This window comes from Streptomyces sp. NPDC058525 (assembly GCF_042719495.1).
Lineage (GTDB): Bacteria > Actinomycetota > Actinomycetes > Streptomycetales > Streptomycetaceae > Streptomyces.
The window spans coordinates 18,438-38,893 of the sequence record NZ_JBHXNP010000093.1; the positions used below are offsets into that span (position 1 = coordinate 18,438).

General features: G+C 72.8%; 19 protein-coding genes. 6 read left to right on the forward strand and 13 right to left on the reverse strand.

All coding sequences use genetic code 11. The annotated features are described in order from the left end of the window. The first annotated feature begins 112 nt into the window (after positions 1-112). Positions 113-1,081: a BTAD domain-containing putative transcriptional regulator gene (locus ACFWP3_RS32475; protein WP_384228205.1), complete on the forward strand. Its 969-nt coding sequence runs from the start codon at positions 113-115 to the stop codon at positions 1,079-1,081. Positions 1,082-1,215: 134 nt separating this feature from the next. On the opposite strand, the gene ACFWP3_RS32480 is transcribed toward ACFWP3_RS32475, so the two are convergent. The 6 genes from ACFWP3_RS32480 to ACFWP3_RS32505 form a co-directional block, all read right to left on the reverse strand. Then, entirely contained in the window at positions 1,216-2,127 is a 912-nt protein-coding gene (locus tag ACFWP3_RS32480) for a 4'-phosphopantetheinyl transferase family protein (RefSeq protein WP_384228207.1), read from the reverse strand. Beyond that, on the reverse strand, positions 2,124-3,977 hold the full coding sequence (locus ACFWP3_RS32485) for a polyketide synthase (protein ID WP_384228210.1): 1,854 nt from the start codon (positions 3,975-3,977) through the stop codon (positions 2,124-2,126). Before ACFWP3_RS32485 ends, ACFWP3_RS32480 begins: the two co-directional genes overlap by 4 nt. Before the next feature lie 31 nt (positions 3,978-4,008). Then, entirely contained in the window at positions 4,009-4,863 is an 855-nt protein-coding gene (locus ACFWP3_RS32490; RefSeq protein WP_384228212.1) for a phosphopantetheine-binding protein, read from the reverse strand. 19 nt (positions 4,864-4,882) lie between these two features. Further along, a complete protein-coding gene (locus ACFWP3_RS32495) occupies positions 4,883-5,563 on the reverse strand; it encodes a ScbR family autoregulator-binding transcription factor (protein ID WP_384228214.1) in 681 nt (226 codons plus the stop codon). 94 nt (positions 5,564-5,657) lie between these two features. Then, a complete protein-coding gene (locus ACFWP3_RS32500) occupies positions 5,658-6,491 on the reverse strand; it encodes a BTAD domain-containing putative transcriptional regulator (protein WP_384228216.1) in 834 nt (277 codons plus the stop codon). Between the two features lie 289 nt (positions 6,492-6,780). Continuing rightward, positions 6,781-7,380 carry a ScbR family autoregulator-binding transcription factor gene (locus ACFWP3_RS32505; protein WP_384228218.1) on the reverse strand — a complete coding sequence of 200 codons (600 nt, stop codon included), beginning with the start codon at positions 7,378-7,380 and terminating at the stop codon, positions 6,781-6,783. Positions 7,381-7,906: 526 nt separating this feature from the next. Here ACFWP3_RS32505 and ACFWP3_RS32510 point away from each other — a divergent pair. Together ACFWP3_RS32510 and ACFWP3_RS32515 are read left to right on the forward strand one after the other, a co-directional pair. Further along, positions 7,907-8,908, forward strand: coding sequence for a ScbA/BarX family gamma-butyrolactone biosynthesis protein (locus ACFWP3_RS32510; RefSeq protein WP_384228220.1), 1,002 nt, complete (start codon positions 7,907-7,909; stop codon positions 8,906-8,908). Between the two features lie 364 nt (positions 8,909-9,272). Further along, a complete protein-coding gene (locus ACFWP3_RS32515; protein ID WP_384228223.1) occupies positions 9,273-9,935 on the forward strand; it encodes a ScbR family autoregulator-binding transcription factor in 663 nt (220 codons plus the stop codon). Between the two features lie 115 nt (positions 9,936-10,050). On the opposite strand, the gene ACFWP3_RS32520 is transcribed toward ACFWP3_RS32515, so the two are convergent. The 4 genes from ACFWP3_RS32520 to ACFWP3_RS32535 form a co-directional block, all read right to left on the reverse strand. Continuing rightward, positions 10,051-10,440, reverse strand: a complete 390-nt coding sequence (locus ACFWP3_RS32520) for a DUF6009 family protein (protein WP_384228225.1) — start codon at positions 10,438-10,440, stop codon at positions 10,051-10,053. Then, the gene (locus ACFWP3_RS32525; RefSeq protein WP_384228227.1) at positions 10,437-12,074 is read right to left on the reverse strand and encodes a phage/plasmid primase, P4 family; all 1,638 of its coding nucleotides are present in this window, start codon (positions 12,072-12,074) and stop codon (positions 10,437-10,439) included. Before ACFWP3_RS32525 ends, ACFWP3_RS32520 begins: the two co-directional genes overlap by 4 nt. Then, entirely contained in the window at positions 12,071-13,225 is a 1,155-nt protein-coding gene (locus ACFWP3_RS32530) for a bifunctional DNA primase/polymerase (protein WP_384228229.1), read from the reverse strand. Before ACFWP3_RS32530 ends, ACFWP3_RS32525 begins: the two co-directional genes overlap by 4 nt. Before the next feature lie 580 nt (positions 13,226-13,805). Then, positions 13,806-15,161 (reverse strand): AMP-binding protein, encoded by a 1,356-nt coding sequence (locus ACFWP3_RS32535; RefSeq protein ID WP_384228243.1) that lies wholly within the window; start codon positions 15,159-15,161, stop codon positions 13,806-13,808. Between the two features lie 209 nt (positions 15,162-15,370). Between ACFWP3_RS32535 and ACFWP3_RS32540 the strand changes: the two genes are divergently transcribed. Both ACFWP3_RS32540 and ACFWP3_RS32545 read left to right on the forward strand, forming a co-directional pair. After that, entirely contained in the window at positions 15,371-15,868 is a 498-nt protein-coding gene (locus ACFWP3_RS32540) for a DUF1772 domain-containing protein (protein WP_384228231.1), read from the forward strand. A gap of 63 nt (positions 15,869-15,931) precedes the next feature. Next, the gene (locus tag ACFWP3_RS32545; protein ID WP_384228233.1) at positions 15,932-16,432 is read left to right on the forward strand and encodes a GNAT family N-acetyltransferase; all 501 of its coding nucleotides are present in this window, start codon (positions 15,932-15,934) and stop codon (positions 16,430-16,432) included. Here the strand turns inward: ACFWP3_RS32545 and ACFWP3_RS32550 are convergent. Continuing rightward, complete coding sequence (locus tag ACFWP3_RS32550) at positions 16,429-17,457, reverse strand: AraC family transcriptional regulator (protein ID WP_384228235.1); 1,029 nt, start codon at positions 17,455-17,457, stop codon at positions 16,429-16,431. The two genes, ACFWP3_RS32545 and ACFWP3_RS32550, sit on opposite strands and share 4 nt — an antisense overlap. 1 nt (position 17,458) lies before the next feature. Further along, positions 17,459-18,310 (reverse strand): NAD(P)H-binding protein, encoded by an 852-nt coding sequence (locus tag ACFWP3_RS32555; RefSeq protein WP_384228237.1) that lies wholly within the window; start codon positions 18,308-18,310, stop codon positions 17,459-17,461. Positions 18,311-18,478: 168 nt separating this feature from the next. Here ACFWP3_RS32555 and ACFWP3_RS32560 point away from each other — a divergent pair, with 168 nt between their 5' ends. Further along, a complete protein-coding gene (locus ACFWP3_RS32560) occupies positions 18,479-19,030 on the forward strand; it encodes a flavoprotein (RefSeq protein WP_384228239.1) in 552 nt (183 codons plus the stop codon). Positions 19,031-19,056: 26 nt separating this feature from the next. Here ACFWP3_RS32560 and ACFWP3_RS32565 read toward each other — a convergent pair whose 3' ends face one another. Beyond that, the gene (locus ACFWP3_RS32565; RefSeq protein WP_384228241.1) at positions 19,057-20,226 is read right to left on the reverse strand and encodes an epoxide hydrolase family protein; all 1,170 of its coding nucleotides are present in this window, start codon (positions 20,224-20,226) and stop codon (positions 19,057-19,059) included. Positions 20,227-20,456 lie beyond the last annotated feature (230 nt).

The window sequence follows — 20,456 nt, forward strand, 5'->3', positions numbered from 1 at the left end:
GCTTCGGTCAAACTGTTAGATTCCCATGCGGGATGACTGCCGGAACGTAATTCAACGCCCGGCCGTACAGGTCTTTCCGCGATTCCGACCGGAGCGCTGGGAGGAGTGACCGATGGAATGGGACGTACGTCGGAGCGACGGCCTGGACTTCCGCGTCCTGGGCGCCGTGGAGGTGCACGACCACCGGTCGGGCACCCGCATCGCGCCGTCCGGCGCCAAACAGCGCGCCCTCCTCGCGGCCCTGGTCGTACGGGCCGGGGAGGTGCTCTCCGCCGACCGGCTCATCGACGAACTGTGGGGCGACCGCCCGCCCGCGGGCGCGGCCAACGCGCTCCAGGCCCACGTGGCCCGGCTGCGCCGGCTGCTGGCGCCGGCCGGTGAGGACGAGCCCGGCCAGGCCCGCATCACCACGCACCCCCTCGGCTACCTGCTGCGGCTCGGCACCGCCCGTACGGACGCCCAGCGCTTCCACCGGCTCTCCGCGCAGGGCCGGGCGGCGGTCGTCGCCGACCCCCTGCACGCCGCCGACCTGCTGCACCGGGCCCTGGAGCTGTGGCGCGGCCCCGCACTGGAGGGCAGCGGACGGGGTCCGATCTGCGCGCGGGAGGCCGAGCGGCTGGAGGAGAGCCGGCTGACCGCCCTGGAGACGTACTACGAGGCGAAGCTGCGCGGCGCGCGGCACGACGAGGTCACCGGGGAGCTGGAGCGGCTCACCGCGGCCCACCCCACCCGGGAGCGGTTCTACGACCTGCTGATGCTCGCCCTGTACCGGTGCGGCCGCCGCTCCGAGGCCCTCGGCGTGTACGAGCGGGCCCGCCAGCGGCTGCTGTGCGAGATCGGCGTCGGGCCCGGGCCGGCCCTGCGGGACCGGATGGAGTCCATCCTGCTGCGCGAGCCGGGGCTGGACTCCGCGGGCCCGCCGGCCACCGCCGCCGGCCTGGACGCGGCCGTGCTGGACCTGGGCGGGGAAATCGCCCGCCTCCGGGCCCGCATCGACGCCATCGGCCGCGAACAGGAAGAACTCGTACGCCGTTTCACCCTCCTGTCCGAGGGGATACGGGAAGTTCCGGCCGCGCTCTGACCGAAAAGCAGCCCCGACTGCCGCACAATGCCGGATCCCGCTCGAGATATTCTCCAGCCGTATTCCAGCGGCAGCGGATATACGCCGGACCGGGTATTTCACGGAAATGCGGCGGCCGAATTCACGCACCGGTGTCACGCTCCGGCGAGTTCCGGCAGCACGAGGCGGCGCGGAGCGGCGCGGCCCCACGGGAATCCGTGGTGCAGGTGGACCGCCGGCGGGCGGGCGGCGTCGACCTCCACCGCCACCGCCGCCAGCACCTCCGGCACCGGCTCCATCTCGAGGAACCGCCAGCGCCTGGCCGAGTCGTCGGCGGGCGGCCGGAAGGACAGCACGCCCTGGTCCTCGGCCAGGGTGAAGACGAACGAGTCGAAGGGCAGGGCGAGTCCCAGCCCCCGGGCCTTGGAGTAGGCCTCCTTCAGCGTCCACAGGCGCAGCGCACGCCGGTCGCGCGGCCGCCCCGGGGCGGCGCGGGCGATCCAGTCCTGCTCCTGCGGGGCGAACGTGGCGATGATGTTGTCCAGGCCCCGTTCGCCGCGGTCCAGCCGTTCGACGTCCACGCCGATGCGGTGCTCGCGGGAGACGCCCAGCAGGTTGTAGGCGTGGGCGTGCGAGAGGTTGAAGTCCAGGGTGTCGGCGCCGCGCGGCAGCCCTCCGGTGGGCAGCTGGAGGAACGGACGCCCGCGCGAGGAGCGCCAGATGATCGCCTCGGCCTCGGGGATGCCGGTCTCCAGCGCCAGCACGCGGCGTACGAGGGCGTGGGCGACGAGGTACTGGCGGCGGTCGCGTTCGAAGAGGAAGCGCCCGGCGACCTCCTGCTCGTGCTCGTCGAGCCAGTACGAGGCCAGGGTGGCGGCGATCCCGGGGGCGAGGTCCTCGTTGGGACAGAACCACAGGTTGACCGGGCCGAGTCTGCCCCCGTCAGGGGCGGCGGCCCCGGCGAGCCCGGCGGCCCCGGCGAGCCCGGCGGACCCGGCGAGCCCGGCGGACCCTGCGAGCCCGGCGGACCCGGCGAGCCCGGCAGGGCCGGAGGACTGCATGGTCATGCCCGCTCCTCCTCGCCGCCCAGCCACAGCGGGGTGCGCAGGAACGCGGACGCGGGCAGCGGTACGGCCACGGCGCCAGCCCCGTGGGCCTGTTCCAGCGCGGCCCAGTCGACGTCCAGGCCGGACAGCCACAGGCTCCTGACCTGCTGCAGGTGCCCGGCCCGCCACAGCGCGGCCAGGTAGTCGGCGGTCTCGGGCACGGCGCCCATGTCCAGCGGGTCGCTGCCGCCGCCGCGCAGGTCGGCGTACGGACCGCCGTCCGCGACGAACCGCTCCAGGGCCGCCACGAGCTCGCCGGTGTCGCCGACGACCGCCGCGAAGCGGCAGTCCATGGCGGCGCGGCCGGTGCGCAGGGCGCGGGCGAGCACGGCCAGCTCCGGCACCGGCCCCGCCCCGCCCAGCAGCTCGGCGAACCGGCGGGCGGTGGCGGCGAGATGGGCGGGCGTGGGCGCGGACAGCACGAACAGCTCGGCGGCCCCCGCGGGCCCGGCGGCCTCGCCGGACCCGGCGGCGGGGAGGTACTCCTCCAGGATCACGTGCGCGGCCGCGCCGCCGGCTCCGTGCGCCCCGACGGACGCCCGGCGGGGCTCCGGCTCCCCGCCGGGCCAGGCCTGCGCCTCGGCCCGGCCCGGCCCGGGCACCAGCACCCGGTGGCTCAGCTGGAGCACGGCCCGGGTCAGCGCGGCCGCCGCGGTCACGGCCCCGGCCTCGCCCACGAACGCCCGCACGGAGTCGGCGTCCTCGTGGACGGCGACGCTGGCGGCGTCCACCCCGGCCGCCCGCAGCGCCGCGCCCAGCACCCGCCGCCCGGGAGCGGCGTCACCGGCGGCATCACCGTGGGCGTGGTCGGCGGCGACCTGGGACCCGCGGCCGGGTCCGGCGCCCGGCCCGCCCGCTGCACTGTGGCCGACGGCGCTGCCGCGGATCACGCAGTGCACGGTGTCCCCGTCGGCCAGGGCCCGCGACAGCGGCTTGAGCAGCAGCGCGCCGACCCCCTCCCCCGCGCCGGGGCGGCGGCTGGCGGGGTGCAGCAGCAGCTGGACGCCGCCCACGAGGGCCGCGGCGCACTCCCCGGCGCGCAGGGCGGCCGCCGCCAGGTGTAGGGCGACGAGCACGGAGGACTCCGCCGTGTCGACCGACTGGCTGGGGCCGGTGAGGCCGGCCAGCGCCGAGAACCGGTTGGGCAGGCTCCAGTGGCCGCCGCGGGGCAGCCGTACGGGCCGCTCGCGCGTCCAGGCCCGGGCCGCGAGCACCGCGTAGTCGGCCGTCCCCGCGCAGGTGAACACCCCGACGCTGCGCGGGGTTCCGTCCGCGGAGGTGAGGGCGTCCAGGCGGCCGCCGGTGCATCCGGCGTCCTCGAGGGCCTCCCAGGCCGTCTCCAGAAACAGCCGTTCCTGAGGGTCCATCAGGGCGGCCTCGGCCGCGTCGATGCCGAAGAACTCCGCGTCGAAGTCCTGGACGCGCTCCAGGTAGTGGCCCCGCTCGTCACCGGGCCGCCCGGCCGGCGGCGCTCCGGCGCTGCCGTGCCCCTCGCGCGCCTGCCGCCAGAAGGAGCCGAGGTCGCCTGCGCCCGGGTAGCGCCCGGCCATCCCGACCACGGCGATCCGCTCGGCGGGGGACGGCCCGTCCGCGGCCCGCTCCCGTACGGCGTCCGGCCGCGGGAAGGCCACGGGAACCGGAACCGCGCCTACCGCACCGAGGCCGGCGCCGGGACCCGTACCACCTCCCGTACCGGCTCCCGTACCGCCGCGGGCGGCGATGCCGACGCCGGCGCCGGTCAGCAGCGCGGCCGCCTGGGCCCGGTCCAGATGACCGTTCTTGAACCGGGTCAGGACTTCCTTCTCGTCCATCTGGACGCGCTCCTTCTGGAGAAAGACGGCTTCAGCCGCGACGGGCGAGCAGCACGAGTGCCTCGTCCACGCTGAGCCGGTCCTCGCGGACCGCGTCCAGCAGGACGTCGAGGTCACCCCGGGCCGCCGGACGGGAGGCGAGCTCGGGCGCCCGGACGGGGGCGGCCTCGTGCCCGGAGGCTCCGGTGCGCACGGCGATGTAGGCGGCCATGGCGGCGATGTTGGGGTGTTCGTAGAGCAGGACGGACCGCTCCTTCATGCCGAAGGTGCGGTTGACGGAGGCGATGAACTCCGCCCCCACGATGGAGTCGACGCCCAGCGCGTTGAACGGGGCGGTGGCGTCGATGTCCCAGGCGTCGCAGCACAGGATCGCCGCGAGCTGCTCCCGCAGCACCTCGGCGATCCGCTGCGCGGCGGGCGCCGCCGCGGGGACGGCCTCCGCGACGGAAGCCGATGCCGGTGCGGGCACGGAAGCCGATGCCGGTGCGGGCACGGAAGCCGGAGCACCGGAGCCGAGATCCGTAGCGGGGGCGAAGTCCGTGACGGGGGCGAAATCCGTAGCGGGGGCGAAATCCGTGACGGGAGCGGTGAACGCGCCCGGGGCGGTGAACGCGCCGGCGGCCGGCCGGGCCTCCCCGCTGCTCATCGCCCGCTTGACCTCCCGTGCGAAGGACGCCGGCGTCGGGTAGTCGTACAGGTCGGTCGCCCGCACCCGCAGCCCGTACCGGCTGTTGACGACGGCCACGAACTCCACCACCAGCAGGGAGTCGAGCCCCAGCGTCCGGAAGGTCTGCTCGGGGTCGATCTTCTCCGCTTTGATCCGCAGGACGTCGCCGAGCACTCCGACGATGTCGTTCAGCACGTCAGCAGGATGGTCGTTCGTCATCGATTGCTCCTCCAAGCCTTCAGTGGCACACGGTCCGGTATCGGTGGTCCGGCGCGCCGCCCGCGGGGCAGGCCGGGAGATCGGGTGCCGGCACGTCGGAGCGGAATTCCTGCACCGCGCCCTCGGGCACCAGGATCGGCAGCAGCAGCGACCACAGTCCGCGGACCCGGCGCTGGAGTTCGGCGTAGGGCATCGCGGTCCCGGCCATCGCCTCGATCCCACAGGCCGCCGCGGCCACCAGCGATTCGACGCTCTCCCAGCGGCCCTCGGCGCGCAGTTCGCCCGCGTCGCGGGCCTGCCGCAGCAGTCCGCAGACCGCCGCGAGCCAGATCTGGTGGAAGTCGGCGACCGCCTGGGGCAGGCCCGCGCACTCCTTGGTGAGGCGGAAGCTCGCCGGGATCGCCGGCTCCTCCCGCAGGGTCCGGGCCATCCAGTGCGTGGTGTCGACCAGCGTCTGGAGCGGAGAGAGCCCGGCGTCGAGCCGTTCGCGCACCGACTCGTCCAGCAGCGCGCGGCCGCGCAGCTGGACCGCCTCCGCGAGTTCTTCCTTGGAGGCGAAGTGGAAGTACAGCGCTCCCTTCGTCACTCCGGCGAACGCCGCGATCCCTCCGAGCGTCGCGTTCGCGTATCCGTTGCGCTGGAACATCTCGGCCCCCGCGTGCACGAGCTTCCTGCGGGTCCGCTCCGACCTCTCCTGCACCGCGGTTCCTCCTCGGCCCCGACCTGTGGATGTCCGGTCGCGCGGCCGCACCTCCGGGCCGTCCGCGGCGTACCGGATGTCGTGTGCGGGCATCTCAGCCCACGCGTACCAGTCGCTCGTTGCCGCTCTCCGCCACCCCCGCCGGGCTTTCGGGGCCCGCCATCAGGATGGAGCGCTGCAGCCTGCGCAGCGAGGCCGACGGCTCGAGGCCGAGCTCGCGCACGAGCACCCCGCGCAGCCGCTGGTAGACGTCGAGCGCCTCGCCCCGGCGGCCGGAGCGGTGCAGGGCCAGCATGAACTGGCCGTGCAGGTTCTCGTGCGTGCGGTACCGGCTGGCCAGCACGGTCAGCTCGGCGAGCAGCTCCCGGTGCCGCCCGATCCGCAGATCGGCCTCGATCCGCTGGTCGAGGGCGCACAGCCGGGTCTCCTCCAGCCTGCGGGTCTCCATGTCGAGCTGGATGCCGCCGTGCACGTCGGCGAAGGCCGGCCCCGACCACAGGGCCAGCGCCTCGCGCAGCAGCCGGGCCGCGCCCGGGAAGTCGCCCGCGTCCATGGCCCGGTAACCCATGCCGGCGAGCCGGTCGAACTCCCGGACGTCGCTGGTCCCGCCGCCGCTGTTGAGCAGATAACCGCCGGGCAGCGTGACGAGCACGTCCTTGGCCGTACGCCGCCCCTCCTCACCCCCGTCGCCCTGCTCCAGGGCCGTCGCGATGAGGGTCCGCAGCTGCAGTACGTAGGTCTGCAAGGTGGTGCGGGCGCTGCGCGGCGGTGTCCCCGCCCACAGCTCCTCGATCAGGGCCGACACCGGGACGACCTGGTCTGCGTGCAGGGCCAGCAGTGCCAGCACCTGTCGCGGCTTGGGGGCGGTCGGCGTCACGGAAACTCCCTGTTCCCGAACCGCCAGTGTGCCCAGTACTTCGATGTCCACGCCGTACTCCCCTGTCCGTGGATAAGCCTGACTCAGTAAAAAACAGGGCTGGCGGTTTGTCAATACGAAACCGACCGCGCTGTTTTTATTTCTTAGCTCATCTAACGAACCCTCAATCAAGGCTCTGACCTGCACAAACATAGACCAGGCCGCAGCAGTGCCACCTCGTAGCCCGCTCCACCTCCCCTCTAGAACGAACCGAGGGGCAGCTAAACAAACCGGCAGGTCTTGAACATGACGAAGCCCCGGCCCTTCGTGCACACGCACGAAGGGCCGGGGCTCAGGTCACCTACAGCGGACAGGTCCCCTCGGAGTCGAGGTCCGCGAGGAGGGCCGCCGGCACGACCGTCGGCAGCAGCAGCCGCCAGAACCGGGTGACGGTGGAGGCCGAGAGCCACTCCGCCTCCCGCACGCCCAGCACCTCGAACCCCACGGTGGCGGCCACGACGGCGCTCACCACGTCCGAGGCCGTGACATCCGGGCGCAACTCACCCTCGGCGTCGGCCTGTTTGAGCGTCTCCTCGACCCACCGCCGCCACCATTCGCGCAGGTCGGCATGGCGCGGACGGGACAGCTCACCACTCAGCTCGAACCCCGCCCGCAGCACGACGTCCTCGCGCAGCGCGGCCGCCAGCCGGTGGGTCACCACGACCAGCAGCTGCATACGGCTCACCCCGAGCGGGAGCACGGCCGCCGTCACGGCCAGCAGGCGGGCCAGTGCCGCCTCCTCGACCGCGTCGGTCAGCGCGGCCTTGCTGATGAAGTGGTGGTGCAGCGCCCCGTTGCTCACCCCGGCCTGCGTACTGATCGCGGTGAGTGACGCCACCGCGAACCCCTCCCGGTCGAAGATCTCTGCGGCGGACCGGATCAGGGTGTCGCGCGTACGCAAAGCGCGTTCCTGTTTGACCATCAACTGCTCCGTCACTGCGAGGGGTTGCCGCGCCTGCAGAAGGCAGACGGGCCCGGGGAGGCTGCCACGGAGCGGCCGAGGGAGGATCCATGGCGCCCGGCGCCACTTCCCTCACAGTCACACCAGACCATCCCCCGCGAGGCGGCCCTGCTCCGTGCATACCACTCTAACAAACCGCTTACGCGGTTTTTGATGCCGACGCCGCCCTCTTCCGAACGGGCCATACGGCGGGCCAGCCCACGGCCACCCTCGACACCCGCACTAGAGAACCACTCGCGCCACTCTCGACACACGCGAGGAATGGAGGATCCTGAGACCATCACTCGAGCGAGCGGATTGCCTCCAGAAGCCCCTGAGCAGGGGGAACCGTTAAATGGAGTAAGCCAGTCCGCTTATCTCCTAGGCGGAGGCTCGGGTACCGCTAGAAATTAAACCGGTTGGTATGTATCTTTCGAGCCGAGGGGCTGAAGCGCCCGTCACTCGTCAGCGGAGCCCAGGGGGAGCAATGTCTGCGAGCACGTTCCACATCGAACGCCCGGCAATCGCCGCTTACCAAGCGGCCTTCACGGCGGAGCCAAGGTCCTATCTGGCCGCACTCCACTGTGCCACCCTGACCACCACCGTGCCCAAGGAGCTGGTGCACCGGGCGGCCGTGGCCGAGGTCATGCTCACCGGCTGGCAGCGGGAGGACGACACCCGTTTCCGGGTCGAGGCGCAGTGGCCGCGCAGCCACAGCTTCTTCGTACCCATCGACGGGGAGTACCACGACCCGCTCATGATCACCGAGACGATCCGGCAGGCCGGGGTCCTTCTCTCGCACACCGAGTTCGGCGTGCCCCTCGACTACCAGTTCCTGATCAGGGAGATCGGCCTCACCGTCCACCCGGAGCACCTCGAGGTGCACCAGACCCCGGCCTCCCTCGACATCGAGGTCACGTGCTTCGACATGAAGCTCCGGGGAGACCGCCTGTCGGGGATGACGTACGACTCCGTCGTACGCCGTGAGGGAGTGATCGTGGCCACGGGGCGGATCTCCTTCACCTGCGTCAGCCCGGCCGTCTACGAGCGGGTCCGTCCCCAGCGCGTCTTCAGCGCGGATCACCGCACGGTGACGCTGACCGCGCCCACGGCGCCGCAGAACGTGGGGCGCACCTCGCCGGCTGACGTGGTGCTCTCGCCCATCGGCCACAGCAACCGCTGGCTGCTGAGGCTCAACACCCGCCACCCCGTGCTGTTCGACCACCCGGTCGACCACGTCCCGGGCATGCTGCTGCTCGAAGCGGCCCGGCAGGGCGCGGCAGCCGCGCTGAATCGTTCCTCCTTCCTCCCGCTCAGCGTCAAGACCGAGTACAAGCAGTACACCGAGCTGGACGAGCCCTGCTTCATCGAGGCCCACCGGCTCGGCCCCGCGGAGCCGGGCGGGCACGAAAGGGTGCGCATCACGGGCCACCAGGGCGGGGAGCTGACCTTCAGCTCTCTCGTGACGGCAGCCCCGGACGCCGACTGACCAGCGAGTTCCGACCGCTGCCGGGCCCCGCGCACCCGGCGCCCCACAAGACCGCCGCACGACCTTTGCCCAGGCCAGGAAGGCCCGCCCCCACACCGCTCGACATCTTCATTTTTCATCGTTTGCGCTGTTCGCGTGGCCTGTGTCACATGGCACGACGGGCATCCCGACCGACATCGACGCGTGGCCGCGCCGACGGTACGTGACGCCCGCCACAAAGGCCATCGGAGACCCCTTCACCGGTAGGACATGCCCAAGTCGGTCATGTGTTGGTTGGCTCTGGGTTGGTCCGCTGTAAGATACGAACTAGACGGTTTGTATACGGAGCCTTTCCCAAGGGTTCGTCAACCAAGTGGAGGGCATCATGGCGGAGCAGGAACGGGCCATCCGCACGCGTGGAGCCATCTTGCTGGCGGCAGCGAAGGTGTTCCAGGAGCGCGGCTACCAGACGGCGACGATCTCGGAGATCCTCTCCACCGCCGGGGTGACCAAGGGCGCCCTCTACTTCCACTTCCAGTCGAAGGACGAGCTGGCCCAGGGGGTGCTGGCCGCTCAGCACCAGGACCTCGTCATCCCCGACCGCACGACCAAGCTCCAGGAGATCGTGGACATGGTCGCGCTCCACACCTACCGGCTGCAGACCAATCCCATGGTCCGGGCCAGCGTGCGCCTGGCGATGGACCAGCGGGCGGCCGACCTCGACCGCAGCGGCCCTTGGCAGGACTGGGTCTACGGCGTCCAGGCCAAGCTGGAGCTCGCGCAGGCCCAGGGCGAACTGCTCCCCCAGGTCCAGCTCGCCGAGACCGCCGCCGTCATCGTCGGCGCCTACGGCGGCGTCCAGTCGATGTCGCAGGCGATCAGCGACTACGAGGACCTCGTGACCAGGGTCTCCGCATTGCTGCGCCACCTGCTGCCGAGCATCTCCCAGCCCTCGGTCCTGCCGTCCCTGGACCTCTCCGAGAGCCGGGGCGCGCGCGTCTACGAAGAAGCCCTGGAGCACTCCAAGCAGCTGGCCTCCACCGGTTAGCAGTCCGTGCACGCGCGCACGCGCACCCCTGCCCGACCGGGGAGAAGTTGATCTCCAGCAGGATAAAAAATACCGCGTGTCCTGTTCTTTTTCAACGCCTGCTCACACCGGATGCCTACGGCATCAGACCCCGCATCGCCGACGACATGGGCCCGCCCTCCGAGCGCTCCGTCTTGCGTCCCTTGGTGCCCGGGGCCAGTGTCCGCGCGTCCACGGCCTCCGCCGGCGCCCCGGTCGCGTACAGGCCGTCCGGGTCGCTGTCGCGGTCGTGCGGGAGCAGCCAGAACACCCGCCGCCGGAACGTGCCGGAGGATCGGGACGGCTTCGCCGCCGGTCCCAGCAGCGCGTACCCGACCATCCGCCCGTCTCGGTGGTAGGCGGGCCTGCCGCGCCGGGTCGGCAGCCGGTCCAGGCTCTGCCGGACGTAGTCGAGCCCGCTGATGTCCTCGAGCCAGACGAGGTCCACTTCGTGGACGATCTCGTCCTCTGCGATGAGGGCGCTCATGCTGTCTCCTCGTCCGCGAGCAGGCCGATGCCCGGGTAGTACTTGCGCTGGTTGGACAGGATCATTTCCTTCGGCGAGGCCAGTCCCACCACCTCGCGGACCCGTGCCGCGAAGGCCCGGGAAGAGATCGCCGGGGCGCCCTCATTCTGACACCAGCCCCTGTAGGCCGCGTACAGCGTCGCCTGCTCCGCCCGCAGTTCGGGGTCGAGCCGGCAGGCCTCGCCGATGAAGCGCCCGGTGTGGTCCTCGGTCTCCGCGTACGCCGTGGTCGCGATGCGGACCCGCTCGGGGCCGGTCAGGTCCTTGTCGCCGCCCAGGTAGCGGCGGGCGCCCTCGATGAGCCAGTTGAGGATGCCGGGGCCCTCCTGGGTGACGAGGACGTCCGCCAGGTTGTCGATCTTGCGGTCGTCGGAGACGACCCGCTCGAACGGGATCAGCCGCATGCGCCGCCAGAACGCGAACCCGCCCGTCCCCACCTCGGGACGGTGGTTGCCCAGCAGCCACAGCTTGTGCGTGGGCTCGAAGCTGAAAAAGTCCTGCCGCATCCGGCGGGCCTTGATGCGGTCGCCGCCGGTGAGCAGCTTGACCCGGGCCTCGTCGAAGCGGTCGCCCGGCTTCACCTCGCTGCACACGATCACCCGCCGGCCGTGCAGTTCGGCGAGGTCGGTCGGGTGCCCCTCGTACGGGCGGGCCATCAGGAACCCGGGCGGCGCCGCGTCCGCGTAGTCGCCGAGCAGCTTCATCAGGACGTCCAGCAGTACGGACTTGCCGTTCTTGCCGGACCCGAACAGGAACGGCATGACCTGGGCGCCCACGTCCCCGGTCACGGAGTAGCCGAGCAGCAGCTGCAGGAAGTCGATCATCTGCGCGCCCTCCGGCCCCTCACCGAAGGTGTCGGTCAGGAAGCGGTTCCAGCGCGGCGTGGGCATCGGCTGCGGCGCCGCCGAGGTGGAGCGGGAGTGGAAGTCGCGCGCGGGGTCGGAGGGGCGGATGTGACCGGTGCGCAGGTCCACGACACCGGCGGGCGTGCACAGCGCGTACGGGTCGGCGTCCAGCCGCGCCGCGTTGAGCACCATGCCCGGGGCGGACTTCGCCTGCGCGAGCATGGCGTTCATCCCGCTGGTGCTGAGCGCGCGCCGGCGGTGCTGCTGGAGCGCGGCCGGGGTGTACACGCCGCGCGGGTCGGTGGTGGCGATGGACTCCGCCAGGTCTCCCGCGGCCCACACCGCGGTGTCGTCCTCGTCGATCTGCCAGCGGGTGCAGTCCCAGCGGAACCAGCCGATCCCGGGGACGTGCCGGTAGTCGTTGGAGTAGAGCTTGACGAACAGCTTGGCGTTGCCGCGGTCGGTGAGCGTATCGGGCAGCAGCCCGTCCGCCGTCGCCTCGCCGCCGCCGGAAACCGGAACACCGGCCCCCGCGACAGACTCCCCAACGGACAACCCGCCGGAGACGCCACCAGACGCACCACCGGGAACACCACCGGGAACACCACCGGGAGCACCATCGGGCAAAACCCCAGAAACCGCCCCGGACTCCCCCGACTCCCGGGGCCCCGGTACGGGCTGCGCCAGGATCTGCGCCGCGACCGCCTGTACGTCGAACTCGGAGAGCAGGCTCTCCTGGTCCCGGCTCATGCCCGGCCCCCCGGCGTCAGCGGGCGTGCCAGACCGGCACGCAGCCCGCCGCGGATGATGGCCCCGCAGCGGCCCTCCTGCCCCGGCCGGGCCCGCTCGGCCTCGTCCCGCAGGGCCCGCGTGGCCGCGGCCTCGGTCAGGTGCCCGGCGGCGACCAGGCCGCCCGCGGTGTAGGCGGCGCGGTTCAGCTTCTCGGAGAAGGCCGCCCCTTCGGGCACGCCCGCGCACGCGGCGACCTCGGCGAGCACGCCCGCCAGGACCCGCTGGGCGACCCCCGTGCCGCCCCCGGCCGCCAGAACGGCCTGCCGGGCCCGCGGCGGCACGGCACGGGGCCCGATGACCGCAGCCGGGTCCCCGTTCCCGTTCCCGTCCCCGTCCCCGTTCCCGTTCTCGGCAGCCAGGTGCCCGGTGCGCTCCAACTCCCCGGCGAGCCAGTCCGGCAGCGGCGCGGGCTCCCGTACGGTCCCCACGGCGCGGTAGCCGCCCGCGCGGGTCACGGTCCCCGGGGCCACGATGTAGCCGCCGCGGGCGCGTACGTCCACCTGCCAGGCCAGGGCGCGGCCCGAGCCCGACCCGGTGGAGCACTGCCACCGCCGCCCGCCGCCCCGGTACCAGACGTGCAGCCCGCCCGACGGCGTACGCACGCGCAGCGTCGAGGCGTCCTGTGCGGGGCTGACCGCTCCGCGCAGGGCGGCCAGCACGCCCAGGGTGTGAAAACCGTTGGCGAGTCCCGCCAGATCGATGCCGGCGGAGATCCCGATGCCGGGCAGCAGCCGGTCACGGCCGGGCAGGGCCCGCTCGTGCGCGTCGACGTCGATGACGACCAGGTCCGCGGGACCAGTCGCCACACCGACGCCCAGATCCGGCCGGGAGCCCCACCACTGCTCGATCCGGTCCGCGTCGAGCGTGGCCGCGTGGAAGCCGTGGCACCAGCGGCCCGCGCGCAGGCAGTCGCACCGCGCCCGGTCGTGGCCCGGCACGCGGCACGCGTCGCAGTTGCCCACGGGCGTCTTGCGGCCCGCGGCCAGGGGGTGGACCGGCCACCCCTGCCGGGCACACCACTTGGCAGTCGTCACAGGGAGCCCAGCGACCGGCGCAGTTCTCGTGCACTGCGCTGGGTCGCTGCGGGAATCCCGCAGCTCAGCTGCCATTCACATCCCCCATCAGCGACTGAAGCGACTCAACGCCGAAAATCAGATTAGCGAAACCCCTGGGAGGCGAGAGGCAGTTGAGCCAGAACAGATGTACGCCTCCCCCAGGCGGGCCGGCGACCGGCCGACCCCGGCCAGCGACCGGGTCTCCTCCGGTCGCTGGCCGGGTGGCTCACAGAACACCAGGTCACAGACGTACGCAAGCAACAACAGCGACCGAAGCGACTCAAGGTCGGTATATATGACGCACACACACGCACACACGCACGCGCAGGAATGTCTTCATATACCGCAGAGTTGGGTCGCTTCAGTCGCTGAAAAGCCCACCTAACCCCTCTGACCTGGGGTTTCTTCCATGCGAGCAGAGCGACCGAGAAGGTCTCCGGTAGCTCGCTCCCGGTCGCTGCGCCCCCGCAGCCGCCTTCCGGGCCTGCCCTAGCCCTCCTGGGCCGGGCCTCGAGCGGACACCGAGCCGCAGTGGCCGAAACACGCCCACCGCGGCCCAACCCACCGCCATCACGGCCCACCACGGCCAGCCTCACCCGCCCGGCGGCCCTCAACACCCGCCCCGCAGCCAGGCTCACCCCTCCTGCGGCCCGAACTCCCCCGTCAGCAGCAGCTTCTTCTGCGGCTTGCCCATCGCGTTGCGCGGCAGCGCGGCCACGAACCGCACCTCCCGCGGGCGCTTGTGCACGGACAGGTGCGCGGCCACGAAGTCGGTGAGCTCCGCGCCCGTGACCCCCTCGGCGACGACGAACGCAACGATGCGCTGCCCGAGGTCCGGGTCCGGGACGCCGACCACGGCCGCCTCGGCCACCTTGGGATGGTCCAGCAGGGCGTTCTCGATCTCGCCCGCCCCGATCCGGTACCCGCCCGACTTGATCAGGTCGATGGAGGCCCGGCCCACGATCCGGTGCACGCCGTCCGCCTCGTCCACGGCCGCGATGTCGCCCGTACGGAACCAGCCGTCCTCGGTGTACGCGGCGGCGGTGGCCTCCGGGCGCCCCAGGTACCCGGCGAACAACGTCGGCCCCGTGAGCTGGAGCTCCCCGATCTCGGCGCCCGGCTCGGCGACGATCCGGGTCCGGATCCCGGGCAGCGGGGTGCCGACCGTACCGGGGCGGACCTCCCCGCCCGCCCGGCCGCTGATGGTGATCAGCGTCTCGGTCATGCCGTACCGCTCCACGGGCCGCAGCCCGGTCAGCCGCTCCAGGTCCCGGAAGACCGGCGCGGGCAGGGCGGCGCTGCCGGAGACCAGCAGCCGGGCCCCGGACAGCGCGGCGGCCGCCTGCGGCGCCCCGGCGATCCGGGACCACACCGTCGGCACCCCGAAGTACAGGCTGCCGCCCGCCGCCGCGTAGGCCTCGGGCGTGGGCCGCCCGGTGTGCACGAGCCGGCTGCCGGTGCGCAGGGCGCCCAGCACGCCGAGCACCAGGCCGTGTACGTGGAACAGCGGCAGCCCGTGCACCAGGGTGTCCTCGGCGGTCCACTGCCAGGCACCGGCCAGCGCGTCCAGGTCGGCGGCGAGGGCCGCCCCGGTGAGCACCACGCCCTTGGGTGCTCCGGTGGTCCCGGAGGTGTAGAGGATCATCGCGGGGTCCTCGGGCGCCGGCTCCTTCCCCGACCAGCCGGCGGAGCGCCGCGCGAAGTCCACGTCGACGAGGACCGCCCCGGAGTCGCGCAGGATGTGCTCGCGCTCGGCGGGCCCCGCGTCGGGCGGCAGCGGGACGAGCGGCACCCCGGCCAGCAGCCCGCCCACCGCGGCCGCGACGGTCTCCAGCGAGGCCGTCGCGGTCACCGCGAACGCGGGAGCCCCGGCCACGTCGGCCGCGACCGCGCGGGCGGCACCGAGGAGGTCCTCGTAGGAAGCGGAGCGGCCGGCGACGCTCACGGCGTCCGGCCGGTCCCCGTACACCCCGTCGAGCGCGGTCAGCATGGTTGGCATGGTCGGCAACTCCCCTTCGCACCTGGCCTGCACGGCCTGCACGCCGCGCCCAGACTACGGCCGGTGATGCCCCTATGATCGGCGGGACTTGACCGTTCGACGACTGCTCACCGAGCACTTCGGCTTCGGCGAGTGCCCTGGACGGCTGTTCCCGACGCGTGGTCCGCCGCGTGTGCTTCGACGACTGTGGGGAGACCGGCGTGGAAACGGCACGGTTCGCGGCCCTGATCGCCGCGACGATCACGATGGGCCTGGTCAGCGGCCTGTTCTACGGGTTCTCGGTGTCCGTGATGCCGGGCCTGCGCCGCACCGACGACCGGACGGTCATCGAGGTGATGCAGCGCATCAACGTGGCCATCCTCAACGGCTGGTTCCTGCTCGGCTACGTCGGCTCCCTCGTCTTCACCGGGCTGGCGCTGGCCCTGTCCCTGCCCGCCGGCGGCCGCGACGTACTGCCCGCGGTGATCGGCGCGTTCGTCTGCTGCGTCCTGGCGATGGGCATCACGGCCCGGGTGAACATCCCGCTGAACAACGCCCTGGACCAGGCCGGCCCGGTCGACCGCATCGCCGACCCGTCCGCCGTCCGCCGCGCCTTCGAACAGCCGTGGGTACGGGCCAACGTCTGGCGGACGGTGCTGTCCACGGCGTCGCTCGGCCTACTCGCGTGGGCCCTGGTCCTGCACGGGCAAAGCGCCTAGCACATCTGGCACTTCCGGCAATCTCCGGTGCTCGCGGACCGCCGGAGGTCCTACGCTGATCCCATGATCAGCACCTCAGCCCGCCGCCTGGAGCCCGTGACCGCCGCGAACATCGACGCGGTGTGCGCGATACAGGTCCGCCCCGATCAGGCGCACCTCGTCTCCCCGGTGGTCAAGTCACTGGCCGAGGCGTACGTCCACGGGGACGTCGCCTGGCCCCGGGCCATCGTCGACGGCGACGAGGTCGTCGGTTTCGTCATGGCCTTCCTCGACATCCAGTGGGACCCGGCCCGCGACCCCGCCGACCGGCGCTCCGGCATCTGGCGCCTCAACATCTCCGCCGCCCACCAGGGCAAGGGCCACGGCAGTTTCGCGGTGGCCGCGGTCGTCGAGGAGCTCCGCCGTCGCGGCGCCCCCCGCGCGTACGTCACCTGGGACCCGGGCGCCGGCACGCCCGAGCCCTTCTACCTGGGCCTGGGCTTCCGCCTCACCGGCGAGCTCAGCGGCGACCAGCGCGTCGGCGAACTCCTCCTCCCCCAGGCCCCGTCCGAGGATCCGTCCTAGGCGCTCTCCTGGGCGGCGTCCGTGAGAACGAGGGTGCGCGGCAGCCCGCACGCGGCCGCCGCCCCCGCCGTCGCCGTCGCCCCCGCCGCCGCCCCCGAACGGAACTGCTGCGGGCTGACACCCCGTACCCGCTTGAACGCCGTCGACAGCGCGAACGCGCTGCCGTACCCGACCCGTCGGGCCACCGTCGCGACCGTGGCGTCCGGTTCCCGCAGCAGGTCCGCCGCGAGCGTGAGGCGCCAGCCCGTCAGATAGGCGACGGGCGGCTCGCCCACCACGTCCGTGAACCGCCGCGCCAGCGAGGCCCGCGACACCCCCGTCCTGAGCGCGAGCTCCTCCACCGTCCACCCGTGCGCCGGGTCCTCGTGCAGCAGCCGCAGCGCCGGGCCGACCACCGGATCGCTCTGGGCCCGGTACCAGCCCGGCGCCCCCGACCCCGGGGCCGCGAGCCAGGCCCGCAGCACACCGATCAGCAGCAGGTCGAGCAGCCGGTCCAGGACGAGATCCTGCCCCGGCTCGTCCCGGGAGATCTCCGAGGCGAGCAGGGCGATCAGCGTGGCGTCCGCGGCCCCCGCCGGGCGGACCACGATCGTGGGCAGCGCGCCCAGCAGTCGGCGCCCGATCTCGCTCGGCGCCTGGTAGGTGCCGCTCAGCATCACCGCCGACCCCTCGCCCTGCTGCCCCTCTCCCCAGGTCCGCACGCCCAGCAGCATGGATTCGCTGACGTCCTCGCCCTCCAGCGTGCTGCACCGCTGGTCCGGCCCCACCCGGATCTGCACGGGGGTGCCCGGGGAGTCGGCCACCGTGTACGGCGCGGGCCCCCGTACGAGGGCCACGTCCCCGGGGCTGATCCGCACCCGCTCCCCCGCGTCGGGCAGCAGCCACGCCGAGCCGCGCACCATCGTCACCACCGACAGCGGGGCGCGGTCCTCGATGCGCATGGCCCACGGCGGGTTGAGGAGCGACTTCTGGATGAAGGCGCCCCGGGCGTTGGGGCCTTCGAGGAGACCGGTCAGCGTGTCCATATCAGGACCGTACGTCCCAGACCCCGGTGGCGGCCGCTTCCCGGGCGAAGTCGGCGAAGTCCCGGGGCGGCCGCCCCAGCACCTCCTGCACCCCGTCCACCAGGTGCGCGTTGCGCCCGTCCAGGATCAGCGCGAAGAGGTCGGCGAACTCCTCCGGCAGGCCGTTCTCGCGCAGCACCGCCCGGTAGTCCTCGTCGGAGACCGGCACGTAGGCGATCTCCCGTCCGGTCACCTTCGACAGCTCGGCGGCGACGTCGGAGAAGCCGAGCAGGCGCGGGCCCGACAGCTCGTACGTCCTGCCGATGTGCCGGTCGTCGCCCAGCGCGGCCACGACCACGTCGGCGATGTCGTCGGCGTCGACGAAGGGCTCGACGGCGTCCGCGGTCGGCAGCGCGATCTCACCGGCCAGTACGGGCTCCAGGAAGAAGCTCTCGTCGAAGTTCTGGTTGAACCAGCTGGCCCGTACGACCGTCCAGTCGGCGCCCGAGGCCTTCAGCGCCTCCTCGGCCCGCTGCGCGGCCTCCTCCCCGCGCCCGGAGAGCAGCACCAGCCGGCGCGCCCCGGCGGCCACCGCCACCTCGGCGAACGCGCCGATCTGCTCGGCGGCGCCGGGGAACCCGAGGTCCGGGTAGTAGGTCACGTACACCCGGTCCACGCCTTCGAGCGCGGCCGGCCAGCCGGCGGGCTCGTTCCAGTCGAAGGCCGGGACCCCGCTCCGGGACCCGACCCGGACCGGCCGCCCCTGGGCGGTGAGCTTCTCGGCCACGCGCCGCCCGGTCTTGCCGGTGCCCCCGATGACGAGGGTGGTGTGCTGCGCGGAGCCCTGCGTGGGGTTGTTCTTCGTCTGCGTCATGAGACCAGTCAAGGCCAGCCGCATGAGACGCGACATAGCCGAAAAGCTCAACCCCATACGCGAGCGTCTCACGCCGGCCGCGCCCTCCGCCCGAGCCGGCACCGGCTCCTCGGACCGCCCCGCACCCTCAAGCATGGTTGAGGTCGAGCAATATGATCATATGGTGACATGACCACGAAGACTCTCTACCTGCTCTGCTCCGCGGCCCCGCCCGTCTTCGACGTAGCCCATGTGATCGAGGACGCCCAGGCCCGCGGCTGGGACGTCTGCCTGGGGCTCACCCCCACCGCGGCGCACTGGGTGGCGGGGAGCCTCGACGGACTGGCCGCCCTGACCGGCCACCCGGTGCGCTGGCAGTACAAGATGCCCGGGGAGGACGACGTATGGCCCGCAGCCGACGCCCTGCTCTTCGCCCCGGCCACCTTCAACTCGGTGAACTCCTGGGCCCTCGGCCTCACCGACCGCTTCGTCGTCGGCGTCGCCGCCGAGGCCATCGGCAAGGGCACCCCCGTCGTCGCCATGCCCTGCACGAACGCCGCCCTCGCCGCACACCCCCAGTTCGACCAGTCCCTGGCCGTCCTGCGCACCGCCGGAGTCGAACTCCTCTACGGCGAGACCGGCTTCACCCCCGGCCCGGCCGGCCCCGACACCCCGCCCCACTTCCCGTGGCAGCTCGCCCTGGACGCCGTGAACCGCGCGGGCGGCAAGCCCCAGGCCTGACGGCCGGTGGGGACGCCGGGCGGCCGTCACACCTGCCGGAAGAAGGCCCGCACGTCCCCCACCAGCAGCTCCGGCACCTCCATGGCGGGGAAGTGCCCACCCCGGTCGTACGAGGTCCAGCGCACGATGTTGTCGGTCCGCGCGGCCACGTGCCGCAGCGGGATGAAGTTGTCCCGCGGGAAGTCGGCCAGCGCGGTCGGGGTCCGCGACACCTCGGGCGGCTGCCCGAAGTAGCCGGCGTGCGCCCGCTCGTAGTAGATCCGGGCGGCCGATCCGGCGGTCCCGGTCAGCCAGTACAGCATCACGTTGGTCAGCATCTGGTCCCGGTCGACCGGGCACCGGGGATCGCTCCACTCCGCGAACTTCTCACCGATCCAGGCGAGCAGCCCCACCGGCGAATCGTTCAGCCCGTACGCGAGGGTCTGCGGCCGGGTCGCCTGGATGTCGGCGTACCCCTGCCGCTCCCGCGCCCAGACCCGGTACCGCTCCCAGGACGCGAGGGTCCGCTCCCGCTCGGCCGGGCTCAGCACGGCCAGCTCCTCCGCGCCCGGCTCCGCGACCGCCCCTCCCCCGGGCAGCAGGTTCAGGTGCACCCCGACCACGTTCCCCGGCCGGATCCGCCCCAGCTCCCGCGAGATCGCGGCCCCCCAGTCACCGCCCTGGACCCCGTACGCCTCGTACCCGAGCCGCTCCATCAGCACCCCGAAGGCCCGCGCGACCCGCTTGAACTCCCAGCCCGTCTCCGTCGTCGGCCCGGACAGCCCGAAGCCGGGGATGCTCGGCAGCACCAGGTGGAAGGCATCGGCGGGATCCCCGCCGTGCGCCCGCGGATCGGTGAGCGGACCGGCGACCCGCTGGAACTCGACGAACGACCCCGGCCAGCCGTGGGTCATCAGCAGGGGCCTGGCCCCCGGCTCGGGCGACCGCAGATGCGCGAAGTGCACCGTGGCCCCGTCGATGACCGTGGTGAACTGCGGCCACTCGTTCAGCCGCGCCTCGGCCGCCCGCCAGTCGTAGCCGCCGCGCCAGTACTCCACGAGCTCGCGCATCTCCCCGAGCGGAATCCCGTACGCCCACCCCACCCCGGGCAGCTCGTCGGGCCACCGCACCCGCCCCAGCCGCTCACCGAGATCGTCCAGCTCCCCCTGCCCCACATCGAGCCGGAACGCCCGCAGCCCTTCGCCAAGATCACTCATGGCCCTGATGCTAGGCCCGCCCTCCGCACCCCATTAGCGGCGTTAACGCCCCGACCGTTAACGCCGTTAATGCCCCCCGCCCGAGCCCGACCGTTAACGGCGTTAATGCCCCGGCCCGAGCCCGACCGTTAACGCCAATGCCGTTGATTTAGGGGTCTGGTGGGGGTGCGACGGCCGCGATGACCTGCAGTGTTTCTGCCGGTCGACGGGTTGGCTGTGGTGGTCGTGGC